Raw genomic sequence first — 21,407 nt, forward strand, 5'->3', positions numbered from 1 at the left:
ACCTATACCTCTGTTTCGATAGTGTTTGTGATATTGGCTTTGGTATATTCGACCCGGTTTAGCGGAAGGATTTTTGTCGCCAAGGTGTGGTGCACTACCCGGGTATGGAAGTACTGATGTATGAATGATGTAACCGAACAGGTGGGGCAGGCGGGCGACGCGCCCGCGCATGACCCCTCGCAACTGAGTGAGCGCGAACAACGCGGCAATATTTGGCGATTAACCATCGCCCAGGCCCTGGCGGGAGCCAACTCGGTGGTGGCCTATGCCACCGGCGCGATCGTAGGTGCCGAGCTGGCACCGGTATCCTGGCTGGCAACCTTGCCTCTGTCGGTCTTTGTGGTGGGCATGGCGCTGTGCATCTTGCCAGTGGGTGCGATTGCCGGGCGCTACGGGCGACGCGCAGCATTCCTGGTGGGCGCCGGTGCCGGTGTGCTCGCGGGTTTGCTCGGCACCTATGCAATCCTGGTTGGCGGTGTCACCGGTTTTTGGCTGTTCTGTGGCTCGACAATGTTTGGTGGAGCCTACGCGGCGGTTGTCTTGCAATTCCGCTTTGCCGCGGCGGATGCGGTAGCACCCAGCCGCAAGGCGCGGGCACTATCCATGGTGATGGCGGGCGGTGTTGCCGCCGGTGTGGTTGGTCCACAGCTGGTGACCTGGACCATGGATATATGGGCCGGCCACGTATTTGCCGTTACCTTTCTTGCGCAGGCTCTGGTCGCGGCGCTGTCGGCGGTCATCCTGTTCGGTGTGCGTTTGCCCATGCCGTCTGCAAATGCCGCCAGCGGTGGCCGGCCTCTCTCGCTGATCGCGCGCCAGCCACGCTTTATTGCCGCTGCCGCGTGTGGAGCCATCTCTTATACGCTGATGAATTTCTTGATGACCGCGGCTCCGCTCGCCATGCACATGCATGGGCATTCCACCGAATCCTCCAACCTCGGACTGCAGTGGCATGTGATCGCCATGTTTGGCCCGAGCTTTTTTACCGGTAGCTTGATCGCGCGCTTTGGCGCGGAGCGGGTGATGATGGTGGGCCTGCTGCTGATCGGTGTCTCCGCCGCGGTGGGGCTGGCGGGAGTCGAGGTGATGCACTTCTGGGTAACGCTGGTTTTGCTGGGGCTGGGGTGGAACTTCGGTTTTCTCGGCGCCTCGGCGCTGGTGCTCGAATGCCACAGCGATAGCGAGAAAACCCGTGTGCAATCCCTCAACGACTTTATTGTGTTTGGGCTGATGGCATTGGGCTCGTTTGCTTCAGGCGGACTGCTCAGCGCCTACGATTGGAATACCGTACTGTGGGTATCGTTTGCGCCCTTGCTGGTGACCGTGGTTGCGCTGGGGGTATTAATTTTGCGTAAAAAGCCTGAAGTGATTCAGGCCGCTTGATGTGGCTGAATTTTTTGCAGAGAGTTTCGCTGCTGCAATGCAAAACCTGCACTGAAGCCGCAATGTTATTTGGGAATTAAGAGACGGGAATAAAGTAAAAATGGTGGGCCTTCCGGGACTTGAACCCAGGACCTGCCGATTATGAGTCGGATGCTCTAACCAACTGAGCTAAAGGCCCCCACAGGCGCTCGCAGGGACCTGCGAACGGGTTGGCAAAGTACTCGATTTTCTTCGTTAAATCAACGCTCTGGGGCAGTTTCCACATGCTGCCCCGATTCTTACCATGCCCAGTTGAAGCCGAGGCTGGCATTGCCCCCGGACCAGTTCAGGCCGTCCAGTGAAGTCTGGTAGCCCACGTTAATAAAGGCGCTGCCGTACTGGCCCTCGAGTAGTACTGCGCCACCGCCAAACTCGCCCCAGGTGGCCTCGCGCTCAAGATCGGTTTGCTGGTCCAGGTTGTACACCAACTGATCGTTGCCGCCGAGGGTGTGCCACAGGTTGCCGAACAGGTAGAGCCGCAAATTGCCATCGAGCCACTGGCTGTCGACATTGTAACCGCGGATGCCGGCGCGAAAATTGGCTTCCGGGGTCTTGTCCGGATCCACCCACGAAATACCGTCTTCATACGCTGAGAAATTGGTGTAATTTACTACCGCCTGCAGTTGCGGCTCCAGATTCAGCGATTCGCTGACCTGCCAGGTAAAGCCCTTTTCCATAGAGAGGGTGAGCTGTGGGCCGGTAACGGTGTCCCCGATGCCGCGTGTGGACTGGCTGTGCAGCTTCACGTAGGCGACTTTGGCGGTGAAGTCGAAATAGCCCATGTTGGGGCGATAGTCGTTGAAGTAGTAGCCGAAGTGGTGACTGGTGAGCTGGTTGCGGCCGGCGTCGTAGTTGTTGAAGCCGCGGGCGAAGCCCGTGACATCACCGCTGGTGCGGGTGCTGCCGACAAACAGCCCCATTTCCCGTGCGCCACCGGTACAGGTGGGGGCCGCCCAGAAATTCTTGCCTACCTGAAAGCCGGAGATGTTGCCGTCGAAGCGGTTATCCACATCGCCACGCCAGTTATAGTCTGTGCGGGTGTGGTGCACACGCACCCACTCTTGATTGATCCCATCGAACCAGCTGCGTTGCTCGCCACGCCGTTTGTGATAGCTGCCGATCTCCTGCAACGACGTTAGGCGTGCAAGGGATTTTGCCTGAGCGTACAGTGGCACTTCCGGGCGATAGAGGGGCAGTGGCTCAGTGATCGTATTGGCTGCGGCAAGATTCAACAGGGGAGCAGCGGCAGAGGGTGCGCTGGTATCGATTCCCCCTGTGCCGGAACTCGCTACCAGGTTAAATGAATCTGATTCGTTGCTCCCGGCATCGCCGGGAAGCAGGTTGGAGCGCAGAAACCAGTTGTCGCTGTCTTCGGCGCTGCGTGCGCCGCGAAACAGAAAGTACTCATAGGGCCCGGCAGATATGGGACTGTCCATGTAAAACGCGCCACTCCCGGTGGTGGCGCCATTGGTGACTTCCACGACGAGAATGCCATCGATGGTATCCGCGCCATTTCCGGAAAAGCGATCGAAAACCAGTTGCGTACTGCCGCTGATGTGGCCACCGCTCACGATGAGGCGGTCGGCGAGGCTGTCGTCACCACCGGCAATCATGTCCATGTGGATGATACCTGTGCCGCTGTAATCACCCTGCACCAGCAGCTGATTGGCGGTGGAGCCGCGCATGTCGATGACGCCGTGGTTAATGAGGCTGAGACGCTGGCCGCGGTAGGGGACGATTGCCGCGCTCAGATGTGGTAAAGCGAGGCTGCTGTTACTGCCGATGCGCAGCCGACCGGGCTGGCCGCCGTTGTCGCCAAGGACCAGCGTGGTGTCGAGTGTCAGCTGGCTGGCGCCGTCGAGCGCAATGGATTCCCAGCGCTGCAGGCGCGCGGGGTTGCTGATAACGACATCGCGCAGGGTCAGGGTGTCGAAGCCGCTGCCGCCATCAATCAGCAGCGCGTTGTTGCGCGCGGCACTTTCATCAGATTCGAGAATGTATTGATTGTCGCCGTCGTCTAACTGAATCTGGGCGTATGCACTAAGTGGCATGAGCGGGAGTGTTGTGAGAAGTGGTGCCAGCAAAGCCGCCGCTGTGCCCGCGCCAACACCGCGGGTCACCCGAAAATACAACATGGTTCCATCCCTGAACTTATTACTGGGCGCAAATCCTTTGCGCTTTATTTAGGGGGTACCAATTAGGTACGTCAGTGCAGGGAGTTTAGGTCGGGGCGGGAAGGGTTGCCGGGCTTGGCGCCCGGCGGTCACGAATTTTGTCGGGCTATTTCGCCCGGTCATCTTTTGGCAATGGTTCAGCCAAGCCAGCGTGGCAACAGGATGCAGGCCCAGGTGCTGACCCACAATAGCAGGGAGATGGAAACCGCGGCGGAGCCTGTATCTTTGGCGATTTTGGACAGCGGGTGCTTCTCCGGGCCAATCCGGTCGACCACGGCCTCCACTGCGCTGTTCATCAGCTCGACGATCATCACCAGCAGGGTCACGCCGATCAGCAGGGCGCGCTCGACACCGGATTCACCGAGCCACAGGGCGGCGGGAATCAGGATTACCGCGAGAGAGACTTCCTGGCGAAAGGCCGCTTCGTTGCGCCAGGTGGCGAGCAGCCCCTGACGGGAATACTCGGTGGCGTCGATAAGGCGGGAGATACCGGTTTTTCCGGGTTTGTTCACGAACTGCTCTTCCATTGTTTTTCTGTTGCTCCGTTGCCGTGGATGTTCATCCGTTTGCAATAAAATCGTGGCCCACAAAAAAGCCCGGCGAGCCGGGCTTTTTCAAGTATGGACAACATTTCCGCGATGGAAAGTTACTCGTCCAAGAAGCTGCGCAGGTGCTCGGAGCGCGAAGGGTGGCGCAGTTTGCGCAGTGCCTTGGCTTCGATCTGACGGATACGCTCACGGGTAACGTCGAACTGCTTGCCCACTTCCTCAAGGGTGTGGTCGGTGTTCATGTCGATACCAAAGCGCATGCGCAGTACCTTCGCTTCCCGCGCGGTCAGGCCGCCCAGTACAGAGCGGGTCGCATCGTGCAGGCCCGTGGAGGTCGCGGTGTCCACCGGGGAAGACTGGTTCTGGTCTTCGATAAAGTCGCCCAGATGGGAGTCTTCATCATCACCGATCGGCGTCTCCATGGAGATCGGCTCTTTGGCGATCTTCAGGACTTTACGCACCTTGTCTTCCGGCATATCCATGCGCTCGCCCAGCTCTTCCGGAGTTGGCTCGCGGCCCATCTCCTGCAGCATCTGACGGCTGATACGATTGAGCTTGTTAATGGTCTCAATCATATGCACCGGAATACGGATGGTGCGCGCCTGGTCGGCAATGGAGCGGGTGATCGCCTGGCGAATCCACCAGGTTGCATAGGTGGAGAACTTGTAACCGCGACGGTATTCGAACTTGTCTACCGCCTTCATCAGGCCGATGTTGCCTTCCTGGATCAGGTCCAGGAACTGCAGGCCGCGGTTGGTGTATTTCTTCGCGATAGAAATTACCAGACGCAGGTTGGCCTCAACCATTTCTTTCTTGGCGCGGCGAGAGCGAGCCTCACCGATGGACATGCGACGGTTGATCTCTTTGATCTGGCCTACGTCCAGTTGCGCCTTGTCCTGAGCGTGTTGCAGCTTGCGCTGGGCACGCTGGATTTCTTCGGCTACCTGGCGCAGCGCGTCGGAGTAGTCGCGCTTCTTCTTGATGATCGCCGGGATCCAATCTTCATTGGTCTCGTTGCCGGGGAATTCCTTGATAAAGGTCTTGCGCGGCATGCGGGCACGCTTGATACACAGGTTCATCACCAGACGTTCCTGAGCGCGCACTTCGTCGAGAATATCGCGGACTGCGGTGTACAGCGGATCGAACTGGCGCGGGGCCAGTTTGAAGAAGCGGAATACTTCGCCCACGGCTTCCATGGCGGCGCCGGCTTCTTTGGAGTCGCGGCCGTGCTTTTTGATCGCTGCGTCAGCTTTCTTCTGCGCGGCGATCAGCGCGTTCATGCGCTCGGCGAGCTCTTCCGGGTCGATACCACCGGGGTTCTCTTCTTCTTCCTCTTCCTCGGAGTCGTCGTCCGAATCGTCGTCGCCGTCCTCGGATTTGGCTTGCGCAGCCTGGCCGGCCTGGGCACCCGGAGGTACGTCTTCGGCAGGGTCGAGCCAGCCGGCGATCACGTCGGGGACGCGGCGCTCTTCTTTCTCGATCAGCGCGTACTCGTCGATGATCTGCTGTACGGCACCCGGCCAGTAGGCGAGGGCGGCCATCAGTTCACGCAGGCCTTCTTCGATGCGCTTGGCGATGGCGATTTCGCCTTCGCGGGTAAGCAGTTCCACGGTACCCATCTCGCGCATGTACATGCGCACCGGGTCGGTGGTACGGCCTACGTCGGATTCTACGGCGGCGAGTGCAGCGGCGGCTTCGGCGGCGGCGATTTCATCAGCGGAGCTGTCGCCTTCGGCCATCAACAGTTCTTCGGCATCCGGTGCTTGTTCAAACACCTTGATGCCCATGTCGTTGATCATGCCGATGATGTCTTCCACCTGATCGGGATCAGAGATGTCCTCTGGCAGGTGGTCATTCACTTCCGCATAGGTGAGATAGCCCTGCTCTTTACCGCGGGCAATCAGTTCTCGAATGCGGGAGGTGGTTTTTTGCTGTTGGGTTTTGTCGGTCATGCACAACCCTGAATTCTGGGGATTGATAGTCTGGACTTTTGTCTGGACAAAGACGCGGGATTATAGCGTATTTGCGATAGCAATAACCACTATGACTGTCAAGGCAGATGGCGTGGTTCAGGGTGTCCGAGCGCGCTTGTCTTTGGTTTCCCGCCGGCTAATGACGGCGGGCCTGTGTATATGGTGTTGGCTGGAGGGAATTCAAGGGGGAGAGACCGAAAACCTTGGGGGCGGCCGTCGTCAGTCTTGCTTGCGGCGAAATTGCGCCAATAGTGCCAGCTGGTCGGCACTTAGCTGGTTGCCGTTGCTCTTCAGCTGGTCCAGCAGGCCTCGTTTACGCTCGCGTTCGGCGGCGAGATCCAGGGTGCGCAGGCAATCGCTGAATTCGGTGTTCGGGTCATATTCCATCGCCTGGCCTTGGCCGCCGACAATGGGGTGGCTCATGGCGAGGCGCGGCAGCAGCTCGCGGGCTTCCTTGCTTTCCAGGTTCAGCAGGCGGCCGAACAACTGGTTGCTGTTGAGGCCGGGATTTTTGTGTAAAACCTGAAGAATTTCGCCGAACAGCTGCAAATCGGCGTCATTACTGGCGCTAAATCGGCTGCTGTCCTCAATCGTCTCCGCCAGCTGCGGGTGGTGCAGTAGCAGCGCGATCAGCATGCGCTCGGCGGGCAGCCGGTACTGGCCGCTGCGGCGGCGCGGACCGCCCTGTGCTGCCGGGGTTTCTTCCGGATAGTCTTGAGGGCCCTGAGGTATTCCGCTTTCGTCGTAGTCGGGCGGTGGTCCGTCGTAAGCCTCTGCGGGTGGCGCTTCGTCACCGTAGGGTGGCGGAGCTGCTTCTTCGGCAGGGGGGGGCGCCCAGGATTCTGTCGAGGGCGCCGCAGAGGGGGCCGATGCTGGCTTCGGTGCAGGTTTATGCGCGGGCTTGGCCGCGGGCTGGGACTGGCGGGCGAGTTCGGCGCTGCGGGCTTTTTCCGCGGCGATAATCTCTTCCAGCATGTCCTGTTCGAGGCCGGTGCGTCGTGCAAGTTGCTGGAACATGAGTTGGCGGTAAACGCCGGCGGGCAGTCGGTCGAGCAGGGGGGCGGCGGCCTTCGACAGGCGCGCGCGACCGTCCATTGTCTGTATGTTGATGCCCTCGCCGAGCAGGTCGAACAGGAGGTCTTCCAGTGGGCGGCCCTGCTCGTCGATCAGCTGGTCGAAGCGTTCGCCGCCGATCTGGCGCACCAGGGTGTCCGGGTCTTCCCCTTCCGGCAGCAGCAGGAAGCGCAGGCTGCGGCCGTCCTGCATGTGCGGCAGGCCGGCTTCCAGTGCCCGGCGGGCGGCGGTGCGGCCGGCCTTGTCGCCATCGAAACAGAAAACGATTTCTTGGGTGTGGCGGAATGCCAGTTGGATATGGTCTTCACCGCAGGCGGTGCCGAGGGTGGCCACGGCGCAGCGGATGTCGAACTGGGCCAGTGCCACCACATCCATATAGCCTTCCACCACAATCAGCCGCTTGAGCTCGCGGTTAGCCTGGCGCGCTTCCCACAGGCCGTAGAGTTCGCGGCCTTTGTGGAATATCGGGGTTTCTGGTGAATTCAGGTATTTGGGCTTGTCGTCCCCCAGCACCCGGCCGCCGAAGGCAATGGTGCGCCCGCGCTGGTCGCGGATCGGGAACATGATGCGGTTGCGAAAGCGGTCGTAGTGGTGCCGCTTGCCGGGCTCGGTTTTACCCGCGTTGCCATCGCTATCTTGGCGGCGGATTGCCAGGCCGGCAAGTTCTAACTGGGCGGACTTTTCCGAGCTGGTACCCAGCTGGTTCAGCAGGTTGTCCCACCCGGGCGGCGCCAGGCCGATACCGAATTCCTTGCAGATGGCTCCGGAAAGCCCGCGATTCTTCAGGTAGGTGATGGCGGGCGTGGAGACCTTGTGGTCCCGCAGTTTCTCGCGATAGAACTCCGCGGCCTTTTCGGTGAGCTGGTAGAGGGACTGGCTTTCCTGCTGGCGTTTGAGCTGGCCGGCATCGAGTTTTTCCCGCGGGACTTCCAGGCCCAGGCTGGCGGCGAGCTTTTCCACTGCCTCCGGGAATGGCAGGCGGTCGTATTCCATCAGGAAGCCAACGGCATTGCCGCTGGCACCGCAGCCGAAGCAGTAATAGAACTGCTTGTCGGGGCTTACGGTAAAGGATGGGGTTTTTTCGTCGTGAAACGGGCAGCAGGCGGAATAGTTTTTCCCGGTTTTGCGCAGCTTAACGCGGCTATCGACGACCGGAACAATGTCGGCGCGGGCCAACAGGTCGTCGATAAAATACTGCGGGATCTTGCCTGCCATAGGTCGTTAATCTAACTGCCCGGCAGGCGTTAGAAGGAGGCCTTTACCAGCTTGCTCACTGCGCCCATGTCGGCGCGGCCCTGTACCTGCGGCTTCACTAGTGCCATCACCTTGCCCATGTCGGCCATGCTGGCGGCGCCGGTTTCCTTGACCGCCGCGGCGACGATTTCCTGGATTTCCGCCTCGCTCAGCTGCTCCGGCAGGAAGTCCTGGATCACGTTGATTTCCTGCTGCTCCACTTCGGCAAGCTCCGGGCGGCCGGCCTTTTCATACTGGGCGATGGAGTCGCGGCGCTGCTTGGTCATTTTGTCCAGCAGGGCCAGGATGCGAGCGTCGTCCAGCTCGATACGCTCATCCACTTCTACGCGCTTAATCTCTGCATTGATCAGGCGCAGGGTCGCCAGACGTGCCTTTTCGCGGGCCTTCATGGCGTCTTTGGTAGCGGTAGCGAGGGTTTCCTTGAGTGTGCTCATTGGGCGTTGTCCGGTTCTGGTTGCGGAAGATGGTAGTAAGGCGGCTAAGCATAGCGCCTAGGGGGGAGCGGCTGAAGTGCCGCGCTTCGATAAATAAGCGCAAGAAATAGAAAACGGCGCGCGAGTGACCTCGGGCGCCGTTTCAGATCGCGAACCGAGTTCGCGTCAGCGTGCTGTGAGCGAGAGACCGGGCTCAGGCCCGGCAAAACTCAGTAGAGACGCTGGAACTTGCGGTTTTCGCGCTGCATTTTCTTGGCGTGGCGCTTAACAGCAGCCGCAGCCTTGCGCTTGCGAACAGAAGTTGGCTTCTCGTAAAACTCGCGACGACGTACTTCGGAGAGTACACCGGCTTTTTCGCAGGAGCGCTTGAAGCGGCGCAGAGCGATGTCAAATGGCTCGTTGTCTTTGATGCGTACTGAGGGCATTAGATTACCTGTAAAATTCGTTTCTCTCGGCCAGAATCCCTAAAGCAATACTTACTAGTAATACTACTGGTAACGCGCACAGGGACTGGCGGGGCCTATCCGGCAAAATGTCTATCTCGCAGATACAAGCCGGAGGCCGGTTCACAGCGAGGGCGCAAATTCTATACAGATGATTTGGCCTTCGCAAGCCTTGTGGATGCAATCGCGCCAACCCGGTGCCAGCCGGCGCCATACGGGCTTTGCGACTGGATAGACGGTTTCTACGCTGGCTCGGTTACACCCCACCCGGGCCGGTAAATATAGTCGCCTTAACCAAAGGGGACTGACTTCGGTGCGGTGCGGCGGATTTCTGGCCCACGTGAGAGTATGATAGCGCCCCCGCACGGGGGTTAACGCCGGTAGTTTGACCGGTTTTGATGCTTTTTTGGTTAATTTGTCACTATTGAAGGAAAGTCGGGCACTGTGCGAGTACTCGGAATAGAAACGTCCTGCGATGAAACTGGAGTGGCCCTGTACGACAACGAACAGGGGCTGCTTGGTCACACGCTCTACAGTCAGGTAAAACTGCACGCGGACTACGGTGGTGTGGTGCCCGAGCTTGCCAGCCGCGACCATGTGCGCAAACTGTTGCCGCTGGTGCGCGAAGTGATGGCGCAGAGCAATACTCGCGCCGAAGATATCGACGGTGTGGCCTACACCGCGGGCCCGGGCCTGATTGGCGCGCTGATGGTGGGCGCCTGTGCTGGCCGGGCCATTGCTTACGGCTGGGATGTCCCGGCGATCGGTGTGCACCATATGGAGGGGCATTTGCTAGCCCCGATGCTGGAGGAAAACCCGCCGGAATTCCCGTTTGTGGCACTGCTGGTTTCCGGCGGCCATACCCAGCTGGTGGACGTGCAGGGGTTGGGGCAATACGAGTTGCTGGGCGAATCCCTCGACGACGCCGCCGGTGAGGCCTTCGATAAGGCGGCCAAAATGCTGGACCTGGATTACCCGGGTGGTCCGCGCCTCGCGGCGCTGGCGGAAAAAGGCGACCCGCTGCGCTTTACCTTCCCGCGCCCGATGACCGACCGCCCCGGGCTCAACTTCAGCTTCTCCGGCTTGAAAACGTTCACTCTTACCACCGTGCAAAAGCATGCACTGGAAGACGGCTTGCCGGATGAGCAGACCTGTGCGGATATTGCCGCAGCCTTCCAGGAAGCGGTGGTGGATACCCTGGTCATCAAGTGTCGCCGCGCGCTCAAACAGGCGAAGCGCAAGACTCTGGTGATTGCTGGCGGGGTTTCTGCAAATACCCTGTTGCGTCAGCGGCTGGAAGCGCGGCTCGCGGAAGATGGCTGCAGTGTGTATTACCCGCGCCAGGAATTCTGTACCGACAACGGTGCGATGATCGCTTATGCCGGTTGCCTGCGCCTGCAGGCCGGGCAGCGTGCCGATCTCGAAATCGAAGTGCGCCCGCGCTGGCCGCTGACCGAATTGACCGGTGCGCTCGGTTCCCCTTAGCGGGCAAGCGCAGAATAAAAAGTAAGAATGAAAGGAGACGAGCGTTGGATATCGTTTACATCCGTGATTTGAAAGTCGAAACCATTATTGGCATTTACGACTGGGAGCGGGAAGTGCGCCAGACCGTGAGTCTCGATATCGAAATGGCGTTCGATATTCGTGAGGCCGCACGCACGGACAATATCGAACACACCCTGAACTACAAAGCCGTTGCCAAACGTCTGATCGCATTTATCGAAGGCAGCGAGTTTCTGCTGGTGGAAACCATGGCGGAACAGGCTGCCGAGATTGTGCGTAGCGAATTCAATGTGAGCTGGCTGCGCCTGCGTCTTTCCAAGCCGGGCGCCGTGCGCGGCGCGCGCGATGTGGGTGTCATCATAGAACGTGGTAAAAAACAGGCTGTGGAGGTCTGATCAATGGCAATCGTCTACCTGAGTCTCGGTAGTAACATTGACCGTGAAAAACACTTGTGTGCCGCAATGGATGCATTGGTGGAAGCCTTTGGTGACCTGAAAATGTCACAGGTTTACGAAAGCGAAGCGGTGGGCTTCGAGGGCGATAATTTTTACAATCTGGTGGCGGCGATCGATACAGATTTATCGGTCGGCGAGCTGGCCCTGCGCCTGCGCGATATCGAAGATGCAAACGGCCGCGTGCGCAGTGGGCCGAAGTTCAGCGCGCGAACACTGGATATCGATATCCTCACCTACGATGATGTGGCTGGAGACGTCGACGGTGTCGCACTGCCACGCGATGAAATCCTGAAGAATGCGTTCGTATTGCTGCCGCTGTCCGAGGTGGCGCCAACGGAAGTGCACCCGGTTCAGGGCAAAACCTACCAGCAGTTGTGGGAAGAGTACGACCAGACATCGCAGAAATTGTGGGCTGTGGAGTTTGATTGGCCCTGATATTGGCCTTGATATGGGCGCATAGATATATTGTAGACAATTAACATTTGGGTCATCCTTCGGCTATCGCATTCGCGAGCACCTAAAAAGCCGATAAAGGAAATAAAATGGCCCTCAAGTCCCTCTCCTATGCTGTGGCGGTTGCCGTCACCTTAGCCTGCGCCGGCGGTGCGCAGGCCAGCGACGCGGTGGAAAATCCCGCCAAACCCTCCATGCCTGCCGCCCCAGGCGCACTAAAACAGCTGCCTGCCACCATCGTAGACTTTGTGCATGCAAGCGAGCGTGGGTGGCTGGTGGCTGACCGGGCGGAGCTCAAACTGCCTGAAAAAGGCAGTGCGCAGGGCCTCGGCATGCGCTTTCCGGCAGCGTCCCACACGCCGGTTCTGAGCATAGTGCCGGATACTCCCTGGGACCTTTCCAGCCTCGACGATTACAACCTCGCTTTCGATGTGACCAATCTGGCGCCAGCCTCCACACACTTTTATGTGGAGCTGTTCGATGCCCATGGGGGTAGCCAGTCCCGGGAATTGAGTGTGCCCGAGGGGTATGAGGGCACAGTGTTTTTCCCGCTGGCAGGTGAAAAGGCGGCGATGGACAAGGGGATGTGGGCCAACCCGATGCCGTGGGTAACCGATGAGCTGAAGATGGTTTGGCGCTCCTGGCACGGCGCGCTGGACTTGGCGCAGATCACCAAAATATCGTTCTTCACCATTGGTGTGCTGCAAGACCGCGAACTGCAGGTGGGCAATATTCAGTTGAGACCCAACCCCGATGCTGGGCAGGACTGGACCGAAAAACTGGTGGACCGCTTCGGACAGGCCGCCAAAAAAGACACACCACTGAAGGTGGCATCGGAAGCCGAGCTCAAGGCCCTGGCGGAGAAGGAGTTGGCGTCGCTTGCACAAAATACCGGCCCGGAGGACCGCTCGCGCTTTGGTGGCTACAAAGATGGCCCTCGGTTGGAAGCCACGGGTTACTTTCGCACCGAGAAGGTGGATGGCAAATGGTGGATGGTAGACCCCGAGGGCTACATGTTCTTCTCTCATGGCCCTGCCAATGTGCGCATGTCGAACCTCACCACGCTGACTGGGGTAGACTTCAAGGACCCGTCGGTGCGGGTTGTGCATGCGGATGAAGTCACTCCGGAAGATTCCATGGGTATTGTGAAGGTCTCGGATAAGGTGCGCGCCTCCCGCTACATCATCAATGACACGCGCCATGACATGTTTGCCTGGCTACCCGAGTACGATCACCCGCTGGCCGATCATTACAGCTATCGCCGCTCTACCCATAAAGGGCCGGTTCCCCATGGGGAAACCTACAGTTTTTACCGCGCGAACCTGGAGCGCCGCTACGGCGAAACGGCACCTGAGTCGTATGTGAAACAATGGGAAGAGGTCACTCTGCAGCGTATGAATAGCTGGGGATTTACCTCCTTCGGTAACTGGGTAGATCCAGCGTTTTACCCCAATGAAAAAGTACCTTACTTTGCCAATGGCTGGATCATTGGTGATTACCAGACGCTATCCGGTGACACCAATCACTGGGGGCTAATGCCGGACTTCTTCGACCCGGTGTTTGCCGAGCGCGCCCGCGCCACCATTGAAGTCATCGCCAACGATGTGCAGGCCTCGCCCTGGTGTGTGGGGGTGTTTATCGATAACGAAAAAAGTTGGGGTGAGCGCGAAGGAACGGTGGCCGAACGCTACGGCGTGATCCTGGATGCATTGAGTAAAGATGCGGCCAACAGTCCCGCCAAGCATGCTTTTACCCGTCGCTTGCAGGCGCAATATGGGACTGTGGCTGCGCTTAACCGCGCCTGGGGTAGCCAGTTTGAAAGTTGGGAAGCGTTTGCCGCGGGTGCCAGCCTGAACGAGCACACCGAGGCACAAGTGGCGGATCTGTCTTCGCTGCTGGAAGCGCTGGGCGAGCAGTACTTTAAAGTGGTACACGGCACCCTGAAGGAATACTTGCCGGATCATCTCTACATGGGCGCGCGTATGGCCAACTGGGGCATGCCGGATGAAATCATCAAGGCCTCGGTGAAGTATTCGGACGTGCTCAGCTTCAATATCTATGAAGAGGGTATGCAAACGCACCAATGGGATTTTTTGGAAGACATTGATTTACCGGTGGTGATTGGCGAGTTTCATATTGGCGCCACCAGCGATTCGGACAACTACCATCCGGGGATTGTCAGTGCAGCCAGCCAGAAAGATCGGGCGCGCATGTACAAAGCCTATATGCGCAGCGTACTGGAGAAGGACTATATGGTAGGCGCGCACTGGTTCCAGTATGTCGATGAGCCGGTAACCGGGCGCGCCTTTGATGGTGAGAATGCTAATATCGGCTTTGTCACTGTGACCGATATTCCCTATCCGGAAATGGTGGAAGCGGCGAAAGAAATTACATTCGACCTCTATCGCGAACGGTACGGTAAATAATCGATACCAGAACTATCCGTCTGGCACTTTCCCCTGCAAGCAGTGGATCTGCTTGCAGGAGTTTTGCTTGAAGGGAATTCTCTTGCGAGAAAAACTGTCAGAAATTCTCATGCGTGCCTTTCAATGGCTTGAAAGGCGTGTATCGTTTGTGGCGGATTTGGCGCTCGCTAGCAGTCGCACGATATCCAGAAATTTTTTCATCTCTCCTTTCATGGCCGCGACAATGCCGTGCATGGCCAGCAGGCGCCGGTCGATCACTTCTCCCTCTCCACCTGCGTGCTGCAAGAAACTCTGTAGTGTTTCACTGGCAGCGCCATGGCCGTTGTTTTCATAAGCCAACAGTACTTCCACGGTTTTTTCGGTTGCGGTGATTGTGCGAGGTACTGGTTCATAGCCAAGTGCGCGTACCATTGCTTCGGTCACGTTCCATGATGACCAGGGGTTTTGTCCTGTAACCAGGCCATCATCGGTGGTGACCTGATTCAGATAGAGCGGGCCCTTTTCAAAGATGGCGCCATTGTCACGCAAGCGGGTTTCCAGCAAGAAAGGGAACACCTGCTCGGCATCTGGAATCAGGAACAGTTCTTCTTCGTTGGTAAAGCTGCTGATGCGGCGTCCGTCGAGGAACGAAGTTCCGGAATCGAACCTGATATCCGCCAGTGCAGCAGGGCCGTGGCAGACAGCGCCGATCACGCCATCGTTCTGGTGCAGCGCAATAACCAGGTTCTGGATCGCCTGGTTACCGGGGAAATCAAACATGGCGCCTTTGCCACCGGCAAAGAAGATGCCTTCATACTGGTCCGCGATGACGTTTTTCAGGGGAATACTGTTGCGCAGCTTTTCCATCGCGTCGTCATCGTTGAGAAAGGCGTATTCGAATGGCCCCATATCATCTTTGTCCATCACCGCGGGTGGTTCGCCTCCCTGTGGGCTGGCGATATCCACGGTAAAGCCATTGGCGCTGAATACATAGTAGGGGCGCGTTAGTTCGGTGAATTCATAGCCGGTTTTTTTGCCGGTGTCGCCGAATTCGGCGGCGCTGCTCACGACGGCGAGAATACGTCCGCGCTCTTTTTCAGTGGGAATCTGCTTGAGGTAGGGAACGTCTGCGGTAGTGGTGCGCGCCAGCGCGTCATGATCGGGCGCTGGGGGTATCAGGCTTTTTAGCCAGAAGGCGGTGCCGAACAAAATTGCGGCGGTGCAAAGGATGGTTGCCAGTATCTTCTTAAGCATGGTGGATCTCCTGTATGTAGTAGGGAGATCTTGCCGGGCAGAAGGTGAAGTACGGGTGAAATAATCCAGCTAACTTGGTCAAAACAGGTGTTACTGGCCGGCGCTCTTCGAATCAGGATACACGGCGAGAGAAAATCTACCATTTTCACAGGTAGACGAAAAACGCCAGCCGAGTGCGGAAAAAATTCTACCGGCCAGGTAGAGCCCCTGCCCAAAACCCTCGCTGTTCGGCCCGCGTGTGCCGGCGTTAAACAGTGATGCAGTGCTGAATTCCTTCAGGACGGGGTTTTCGAAAATGAGTGCGCCGTCCTCGTGGCGAATCGTCAACGCCGGTTGCGACGCGTGCTGGAGGGCGTTGTCGAACAGGATATCAAGCAGCGATGCGGCAAGGTGTGGATGCCCTTCTACCGGTAAGGTGTCCGGTAACGTTACGCCCAGTTGGAAGTCTGGGTGCATGACAATCTCGCGGCGAGCAAGCAGGCGTTCTTCCACAAGTGGGCGCAGGTCGAAACGGGAGTGTTCGAAGGATTCGAATCGTGCCAGTGCCAGCAGCGTACAGACGGTTCTATTCATGCTCGCCAGTATGTCGCTGAGCTCGCGAGATTCTTCCACACCCAGACCCTGGTCGCGCGCAAGGGCTAGGGTGTTGCTGGCGATGGCCAGGTTGGTGCGCAGTTCGTGACTGACATCGTGGGTGAATTCCGCCTCTCTCTGCCGCGCCTGTTTGAGTTCGTGCACGTTGCGCTGCAGGGTGCGTGCTAGAAAGCCGATCTCGTCGTGGCGACTGCTGGTGCTCAGTGCCAGCGGCGACTGGCTTGTTGCCTGCAGCTCAACTTCCCGGGCAAGGTTGAGAATAGGGCGAATCGCGCTCGTTACCAGCCGGTAGGCGAGCCACAGCGCCAGAACTGTGGTGGTTAGAAAGGCAGCCAATGGCAGCCAGATCAGGCGGCCCGACTGGCTGGAAACGGTGAGTAGGTTGCCAACCTCGGCGGCGAGTATTGCACCGGTGTCGGGGGGAAGTTCACGCAAGTGAAAATGCTGGTCCCCTTCGACAAAGTATTCGGCTCTGCGCTGCTCTCCCGCTAGCGCGGTGAGGAATTCTGGTGGGGTATCGGCAGGTGAAGTGTATAGGGTAAACATCGGCAGCCGCGGGCGGGGCAGGGTGCCGTCATCACGGAACGATTGCTCAATGTAATGCGCTTCTTCATTGATCAGGTTATCGAGCAGCTGGTCCTCGATCACGTAGGCGGTGAGTAGCCCAATACCGGAGTAAATCAGGCAGAGCAGTAGGGTAAAGCCACCGAACAGGGTGAAGACTTTGCGTTGCAGATTACTGCGGGGTGTTTCAGCTTGCACTTGGTAATTCCAGCTGGAAGCCGATGCTGCTGATGGTGCGCAGCATGGGTTCGGGAAACGGTCGGTCCAGCTGGCGCCGCAGACTGTAGATGTGTGATTTCAGGGCGTCGCTGTCGGGCGGGTTATCGCCCCATATGCGATGCACGATTTCCCCGCGGCTGAGTGGCTCGGGGTAGGCGCAGGCAAGCTCCCAAAGGATATTGAAGGCGATGGTGGTGAGCTTGAGAACTTGCCCGTCTCTGACCGCTTCGCGGCGGCGACGGTGGACGTGCAGGGGGCCGATACTGATTTCATCATTGCGGTGCAGTTCCCAGCGTCGCGCCAGGGCGCGGCAGCGCAAGGCCAGTTCGCGTGGGTCGAACGGTTTGCACAGGTAGTCATCTGCGCCGGAGTCAAACCCCTCTGCCTTATCGGTAAAGGCATCGCGCGCGGTTAGCATAAGAATTGGGGCAGAAAACTGGGCTTTTTTGCGCAGTTGTCGACAGACTTCAAGGCCGTCCATATCCGGCAGATTGAGGTCCAGCAGGATCAGGTCGTAGATCTCCTGTAGAGCCAGTTGCAGGCCAAGTTGCCCGTTGCTGGCAAAGTCCACATGCCAGCCATGTCCTTCCAGAAATTGACCGGTCTGGCGGGCGAGGGTGGGGTTGTCTTCAACCAGAAGGATCTTGAGGGTGTTCACCGGCAGTGTCTGTCCACGAGTTAGATGAGTAGACATTGTGACAAGCTGCCGGTGAAATTGAAGTGAAATTTGGCGGGCAGATGAGCGGAGGGCTCGGCAAGCGAGAGCCCTGGCCTATAACTTCGTTCAGGCTTGCCAGTACTTCTTAGGCAAGCTGCACATGTTCACAGCCGTTTCCGGCTGTCGGGCTCCCCTATACGATCGTTAGTGACAGGATTCCTATGGGTAGCTAGCCGTTTTTCTTTAGCGCACGCAGTTTGTCTTCGTGCTTACGCAGCTCCTGCTTGTTTTCGAGAATCTCATCCATGCTCAGGCCTTTCAGTTCATGGGGGAAGACCAGCCACTTGTCAGTTTCGTGCAGGTAGTAGTCCGGTTCCATGTCGGTCTGATTGCGGCTGGGTTTGAAGTAAGGGCAGGCAACACGGATTTCCGGGGTGTTTTTCTTCGCCGCCTTGCGCATGTCGCTGATGGCTTGCTGAATGCTCAGTCCGGTGTCGTAAACGTCGTCGACGATCAACATTTTTTCATGGGACTCCACCTGTTTGATCAGGTAGGTGAGGCCGTGCACTTTTACTTCTTTCTGGCGCTGGTTAACGCCGCTGTACGAGGAGGTGCGAATGGCAATGTGATCCGCATGGAAGCCGAGGAAATCAAACATTTCCTGTACCGCGATACCGATGGGAGCGCCGCCGCGCCAAACCCCTACGATGTAGTCTGGCTGGAAGCCGCTCTCTACGACCTTCAGGGCCAATGTGTAGGAATCGTCCAGCAGGGACTGGGCGGAAATATATTGCTTTTCGCTCACTGCGTTACCTCAAGCTTTAAGTGAAATAATGGCATTACATATTCAGGCTGCGGCCACCATCGACCGCGATAATCTGGCCGGTGATATAGGGTGCGTCACAGGCCAGGAAGCGCACAGTACGGGCGATGTCCGATGGGTCACCGCTACGCTGCATGGGGATGCGCTCCAGTATCTGCTCCTTGTTATAGCCTTCGCTGACCTGTTCCGGCCATAGAATCGCACCGGGAGCCACGGCATTGACCCGAACCCGCGGTGCCAGCTCACGGGCCAGGCTCTTGGTCATCATTACCAGTCCCGCCTTGGCCGCACTGTAGATGGTGTGGCTGGGCATGGGTTTGTCTGCGTGAATATCGGCAAGGTTGACGATACAGCCGTTCGCATCCGCAAGGGCCGGCGTCAGGGCCTGGCTGAGAAAAAACGGTGCCTTCAGGTTGCTGCCCATCAGTTCGCCCCACTGCTGCTCGCTGGCACTGCCAATGGGGGTGGGGTAGAAGGCGGAAGCGTTGTTCACCAGTACCGACACTTCGCCGAAGCAGGCCAGGGCGGACTCGGCCAGCTGCTGGCAGTCGTCGGCGCTGGCGAGTTCGCTCTGCACTGCGGCCGCAGAGCCGGGGCGACGCTGATTCAGGGTCTCCACCAGTGCCTGCGCTGCCTGACTGGAGTGACGGTAATGCACAATGACCCGATGATCGCGGTGGAGTTCTTCTGCGATTGCGCGCCCGAGACGCGCGGCGGCGCCGGTGATCAGAGCTGTGGCCATGGTTGGGTTTCCGTCGGCTATTGGAATGCTTGCAGGTGGTGCGCTTGCCGCTCAGTCTTGAGCGGGCGCCCCGTAGGTGTTTTTCAGCTTGGTCAGGGCTTGCAGGCGTGCCCGGTCCAGTGCTTTACCGAGCTCTGCACCGGCAAAGCCCTGCGCGATAAGCGCCTGCGGGTCTACCTGTGCGGCGGCGTCGCGTGCGGCGCGCAGGTAGTCGACTTGCGGATATTCGCGGTCTTCCAGCCCCAGGCGCCCACGGGCGTCGGCCTCGCAACTCTCGAGAAACTGCTCAAAACGCTCCGGCTTACGCAGCGCATCGAGCGCGCGCAGTAGTTTCAGTAGCGTCTGCGGGCGCAGCTCAAACGCTTTATGGCTGTGCAGATGGTATTCGCACACGCCGAGTGACAGCGCGGTAATTGGATTTGGCACGCGCAGGCGTTTGCACACCGCCTTTACCAGCGGCAGGCCGGCCGCTTCGTGGCCGCGGTGGCTCGGCAGAACCTCCTGCGGGGTAACGCCTTTGCCCAGATCGTGTACCAGTACCGCAAAGCGCACAGGGAGTTCCGGTGGCGCCTGACGCAATGCGCGCAGAACATGGTCGCCAGTGTCAATTTCCGGGTGATGTAGCGGTGGTTGTGGGATGCCAAACAGGCAATCTACTTCCGGCAGCAGTACCTTGAGGGCGCCACATTCGCGCAACGTGCTGATAAAAATATCTGGCCGCGGCTCGGTGAGTGCGCGACTCACCTCTTTCCATACCCGTTCGGCAACCAGGTGCTCGACCTCTCCCGCATCCACCATCGAGCGCATCAGCGTCATCGTCTCATCGGCGATGGTAAAGCCCAATGGTGCGTAACGTGCGGCAAAGCGGGCCACGCGCAATATGCGCAGGGGGTCTTCGCTAAATGCTGGCGATACATGGCGTAGCGTGCGTGCTTCCAGATCGGCGCGGCCGCCATAGGGGTCGATGATGGCGCCACCCTCGGTTTCAGCCATGGCGTTGACCGTTAGGTCTCGCCGCTGCAGGTCCTGTTCCAGGGTGACGTCAGGGCTGGCAAATACCGTAAAGCCGCCGTAGCCATGGCCGCTTTTACGCTCGGTGCGGGCCAGTGCGTATTCCTCGCCGGTATCCGGGTGCAGGAAAACCGGGAAGTCCTTGCCCACCGGGCGGAAGCCTCGGTTGCGCATGTCGTCCTCGGTGGCGCCCACTACCACCCAGTCACGCTCGTGCACCGGGCGCTGCAGCAGTTTGTCGCGGACAGCGCCGCCGACCAGATAGACATTCATTGGTTAAAGCCCGGCGTCCGTGGAAACGCAGCACCCGCGGAGTGGGAGGTAACCAACAAAATGTGAGAAAAGGCGAAAACTGCCATAAATGCCGCTGTACCTGAGATAAACCACGCCAAAAAACCCGCGCATCCAGGTAAATATTAGGAAAAAGAAGGATCGGGAAGATAAAAAAAAGGCCCCGAAAAAACAAGGGGGCCCAGGGTCTTAGGGTATTCGTGAAGAGAGAATCCCAACAAGCTCGTGTGCGCTGAAGAGGTCTGCAGGACGCCAAATAGCAACCATTTTGTGACTTTTTGCTACAAAAGGCTGCAGGGTCAGGCTAGATAGCGCGTGTATTGTCGACATAATGAGTCGACGTCAACATGTCCCCCATTCTATTTAACCTGTCTTAACTGTCAACCGTGGCTTTCAAACTTTAATTGAGGGATATGTCGGTTGGTTCGTTAAACATATATAGGCATAGAATTAACGCCTGCTTTTTTGATTTAATTCAGCACAATTAATAACAAGATGCGCGATTCGTGGGGGAAAGTAATAAGATGAGCGAAGTGCATGTACTTACGACCGGGGAAGCCGCCCGGTATTGCGGGGTCAATTTCCGTACCGTTATCCGCTGGATTGAGCGTGGGCAACTCAAGGCATACAAGCTTCCAGGCCGCGGTGATCACCGTATCTGCGTGGAAGACTTCGTCAGCTTCCTGCGGGATAACGCCATGCCAGTACCAGCCGAACTGGGTGCTGCTACGCGCAAAGTGCTGGTGGTGTCTGATTCCCCCGAAATGATTGCGGGGCGCCAGTTGTTGCAACAGGCTGGTTGTGAAGTGGATCTGGCGAGCGATTCCTTTAGTGCGGGTACCATGCTGGCCAGCGGTAAGCCGGCTATGTTGGTGCTGGACAGCAACCTTGAAGGGGTAAACGGCTTTCAGGTATTGGACATGCTGCGCTCACGCAGCGAGTTTTCGTCCCTGAATGTGGTGTTGGTTGCCCCTCAGGACGAAGACAACCAGCAGCGCTGGTTGGATGCCGGTGCGGATGCGGTGGTTGCTGCCGGTTGCGACCGCAACGAGCTGGTAGGCCGCATTAACCTGCTGCTGGACGCCTGATCTACCGGTCTGGATGCCTCGCCGA

The 21,407-nt window shown here is 58.4% G+C and carries 18 protein-coding genes and 1 tRNA gene; 6 read left to right on the top strand and 13 right to left on the bottom strand.

From position 1 onward, the window contains the following. The first annotated feature begins 120 nt into the window (after positions 1-120). Complete coding sequence (locus KUV22_RS06500) at positions 121-1,383, top strand: MFS transporter (RefSeq protein ID WP_222229512.1); 1,263 nt, start codon at positions 121-123, stop codon at positions 1,381-1,383. 101 nt (positions 1,384-1,484) lie between these two features. On the opposite strand, the gene KUV22_RS06505 is transcribed toward KUV22_RS06500, so the two are convergent. From KUV22_RS06505 to rpsU, 7 genes are all read right to left on the bottom strand, one after another. Continuing rightward, positions 1,485-1,561 (bottom strand) — tRNA-Ile (locus KUV22_RS06505). 100 nt (positions 1,562-1,661) lie between these two features. Next, positions 1,662-3,557 (bottom strand): autotransporter family protein, encoded by a 1,896-nt coding sequence (locus KUV22_RS06510; protein ID WP_222229513.1) that lies wholly within the window; start codon positions 3,555-3,557, stop codon positions 1,662-1,664. Between the two features lie 176 nt (positions 3,558-3,733). Next, positions 3,734-4,123, bottom strand: coding sequence for a diacylglycerol kinase (locus KUV22_RS06515; RefSeq protein WP_222229514.1), 390 nt, complete (start codon positions 4,121-4,123; stop codon positions 3,734-3,736). Positions 4,124-4,242: 119 nt separating this feature from the next. Further along, positions 4,243-6,096 carry an RNA polymerase sigma factor RpoD gene (gene rpoD / locus KUV22_RS06520; protein ID WP_222229515.1) on the bottom strand — a complete coding sequence of 618 codons (1,854 nt, stop codon included), beginning with the start codon at positions 6,094-6,096 and terminating at the stop codon, positions 4,243-4,245. Positions 6,097-6,336: 240 nt separating this feature from the next. Beyond that, positions 6,337-8,406 (bottom strand): DNA primase, encoded by a 2,070-nt coding sequence (dnaG, locus tag KUV22_RS06525; RefSeq protein WP_222229517.1) that lies wholly within the window; start codon positions 8,404-8,406, stop codon positions 6,337-6,339. Between the two features lie 29 nt (positions 8,407-8,435). Further along, positions 8,436-8,879 carry a GatB/YqeY domain-containing protein gene (locus KUV22_RS06530; RefSeq protein ID WP_222229519.1) on the bottom strand — a complete coding sequence of 148 codons (444 nt, stop codon included), beginning with the start codon at positions 8,877-8,879 and terminating at the stop codon, positions 8,436-8,438. Between the two features lie 209 nt (positions 8,880-9,088). After that, positions 9,089-9,304: a 30S ribosomal protein S21 gene (gene rpsU / locus KUV22_RS06535; RefSeq protein WP_010133379.1), complete on the bottom strand. Its 216-nt coding sequence runs from the start codon at positions 9,302-9,304 to the stop codon at positions 9,089-9,091. A 462-nt stretch (positions 9,305-9,766) separates the two neighbouring features. Between rpsU and tsaD the strand changes: the two genes are divergently transcribed. The 4 genes from tsaD (at position 9,767) to KUV22_RS06555 (ending at position 14,159) form a co-directional block, all read left to right on the top strand. Next, positions 9,767-10,807, top strand: a complete 1,041-nt coding sequence (gene tsaD, locus KUV22_RS06540; protein WP_222229521.1) for a tRNA (adenosine(37)-N6)-threonylcarbamoyltransferase complex transferase subunit TsaD — start codon at positions 9,767-9,769, stop codon at positions 10,805-10,807. Positions 10,808-10,851: 44 nt separating this feature from the next. Beyond that, positions 10,852-11,220 carry a dihydroneopterin aldolase gene (gene folB, locus KUV22_RS06545; protein ID WP_010133381.1) on the top strand — a complete coding sequence of 123 codons (369 nt, stop codon included), beginning with the start codon at positions 10,852-10,854 and terminating at the stop codon, positions 11,218-11,220. Positions 11,221-11,223: 3 nt separating this feature from the next. Beyond that, positions 11,224-11,715 carry a 2-amino-4-hydroxy-6-hydroxymethyldihydropteridine diphosphokinase gene (gene folK / locus KUV22_RS06550; RefSeq protein ID WP_222229523.1) on the top strand — a complete coding sequence of 164 codons (492 nt, stop codon included), beginning with the start codon at positions 11,224-11,226 and terminating at the stop codon, positions 11,713-11,715. Between the two features lie 107 nt (positions 11,716-11,822). Then, on the top strand, positions 11,823-14,159 hold the full coding sequence (locus KUV22_RS06555; RefSeq protein WP_222229525.1) for an agarase: 2,337 nt from the start codon (positions 11,823-11,825) through the stop codon (positions 14,157-14,159). A gap of 120 nt (positions 14,160-14,279) precedes the next feature. Here the strand turns inward: KUV22_RS06555 and KUV22_RS06560 are convergent, their stop codons facing one another. From KUV22_RS06560 to KUV22_RS06585, 6 genes are all read right to left on the bottom strand, one after another. Then, entirely contained in the window at positions 14,280-15,392 is a 1,113-nt protein-coding gene (locus tag KUV22_RS06560; protein ID WP_222229527.1) for a type 1 glutamine amidotransferase domain-containing protein, read from the bottom strand. Between the two features lie 90 nt (positions 15,393-15,482). Continuing rightward, positions 15,483-16,748 carry a sensor histidine kinase gene (locus tag KUV22_RS06565; RefSeq protein ID WP_222229529.1) on the bottom strand — a complete coding sequence of 422 codons (1,266 nt, stop codon included), beginning with the start codon at positions 16,746-16,748 and terminating at the stop codon, positions 15,483-15,485. Further along, positions 16,738-17,463: a response regulator transcription factor gene (locus tag KUV22_RS06570; RefSeq protein WP_261319241.1), complete on the bottom strand. Its 726-nt coding sequence runs from the start codon at positions 17,461-17,463 to the stop codon at positions 16,738-16,740. Before KUV22_RS06570 ends, KUV22_RS06565 begins: the two co-directional genes overlap by 11 nt. A gap of 193 nt (positions 17,464-17,656) precedes the next feature. Continuing rightward, complete coding sequence (locus KUV22_RS06575; protein WP_222229531.1) at positions 17,657-18,232, bottom strand: phosphoribosyltransferase; 576 nt, start codon at positions 18,230-18,232, stop codon at positions 17,657-17,659. A 34-nt stretch (positions 18,233-18,266) separates the two neighbouring features. Further along, entirely contained in the window at positions 18,267-18,992 is a 726-nt protein-coding gene (locus KUV22_RS06580; RefSeq protein ID WP_222229533.1) for a pteridine reductase, read from the bottom strand. A gap of 51 nt (positions 18,993-19,043) precedes the next feature. After that, positions 19,044-20,276 (bottom strand): multifunctional CCA addition/repair protein, encoded by a 1,233-nt coding sequence (locus KUV22_RS06585; protein ID WP_222229535.1) that lies wholly within the window; start codon positions 20,274-20,276, stop codon positions 19,044-19,046. Between the two features lie 542 nt (positions 20,277-20,818). Here KUV22_RS06585 and KUV22_RS06590 point away from each other — a divergent pair. Then, positions 20,819-21,382, top strand: coding sequence for a response regulator (locus KUV22_RS06590; RefSeq protein WP_222229537.1), 564 nt, complete (start codon positions 20,819-20,821; stop codon positions 21,380-21,382). The last annotated feature ends 25 nt before the right edge of the window (positions 21,383-21,407 follow it).

It is taken from the genome of Microbulbifer agarilyticus, assembly GCF_019800665.1.
Taxonomy (GTDB): Bacteria; Pseudomonadota; Gammaproteobacteria; order Pseudomonadales; family Cellvibrionaceae; genus Microbulbifer; species Microbulbifer agarilyticus_C.

What these genes read in the sequence shown, in the direction of transcription:
- KUV22_RS06580 (WP_222229533.1), bottom strand. Translation starts at nt 18,992, where the DNA reads ATGGCCACAGCTCTGATCACCGGCGCCGCCGCGCGTCTCGGGCGCGCA.
- KUV22_RS06500 (WP_222229512.1), top strand. Translation starts at nt 121, where the DNA reads ATGAATGATGTAACCGAACAGGTGGGGCAGGCGGGCGACGCGCCCGCG.
- KUV22_RS06510 (WP_222229513.1), bottom strand. Translation starts at nt 3,557, where the DNA reads ATGTTGTATTTTCGGGTGACCCGCGGTGTTGGCGCGGGCACAGCGGCG.
- folK (WP_222229523.1), top strand. Translation starts at nt 11,224, where the DNA reads ATGGCAATCGTCTACCTGAGTCTCGGTAGTAACATTGACCGTGAAAAA.
- rpoD (WP_222229515.1), bottom strand. Translation starts at nt 6,096, where the DNA reads ATGACCGACAAAACCCAACAGCAAAAAACCACCTCCCGCATTCGAGAA.
- KUV22_RS06530 (WP_222229519.1), bottom strand. Translation starts at nt 8,879, where the DNA reads ATGAGCACACTCAAGGAAACCCTCGCTACCGCTACCAAAGACGCCATG.
- KUV22_RS06555 (WP_222229525.1), top strand. Translation starts at nt 11,823, where the DNA reads ATGGCCCTCAAGTCCCTCTCCTATGCTGTGGCGGTTGCCGTCACCTTA.
- KUV22_RS06585 (WP_222229535.1), bottom strand. Translation starts at nt 20,276, where the DNA reads ATGAATGTCTATCTGGTCGGCGGCGCTGTCCGCGACAAACTGCTGCAG.
- KUV22_RS06560 (WP_222229527.1), bottom strand. Translation starts at nt 15,392, where the DNA reads ATGCTTAAGAAGATACTGGCAACCATCCTTTGCACCGCCGCAATTTTG.
- KUV22_RS06515 (WP_222229514.1), bottom strand. Translation starts at nt 4,123, where the DNA reads ATGGAAGAGCAGTTCGTGAACAAACCCGGAAAAACCGGTATCTCCCGC.
- KUV22_RS06570 (WP_261319241.1), bottom strand. Translation starts at nt 17,463, where the DNA reads ATGTCTACTCATCTAACTCGTGGACAGACACTGCCGGTGAACACCCTC.
- KUV22_RS06590 (WP_222229537.1), top strand. Translation starts at nt 20,819, where the DNA reads ATGAGCGAAGTGCATGTACTTACGACCGGGGAAGCCGCCCGGTATTGC.
- rpsU (WP_010133379.1), bottom strand. Translation starts at nt 9,304, where the DNA reads ATGCCCTCAGTACGCATCAAAGACAACGAGCCATTTGACATCGCTCTG.
- dnaG (WP_222229517.1), bottom strand. Translation starts at nt 8,406, where the DNA reads ATGGCAGGCAAGATCCCGCAGTATTTTATCGACGACCTGTTGGCCCGC.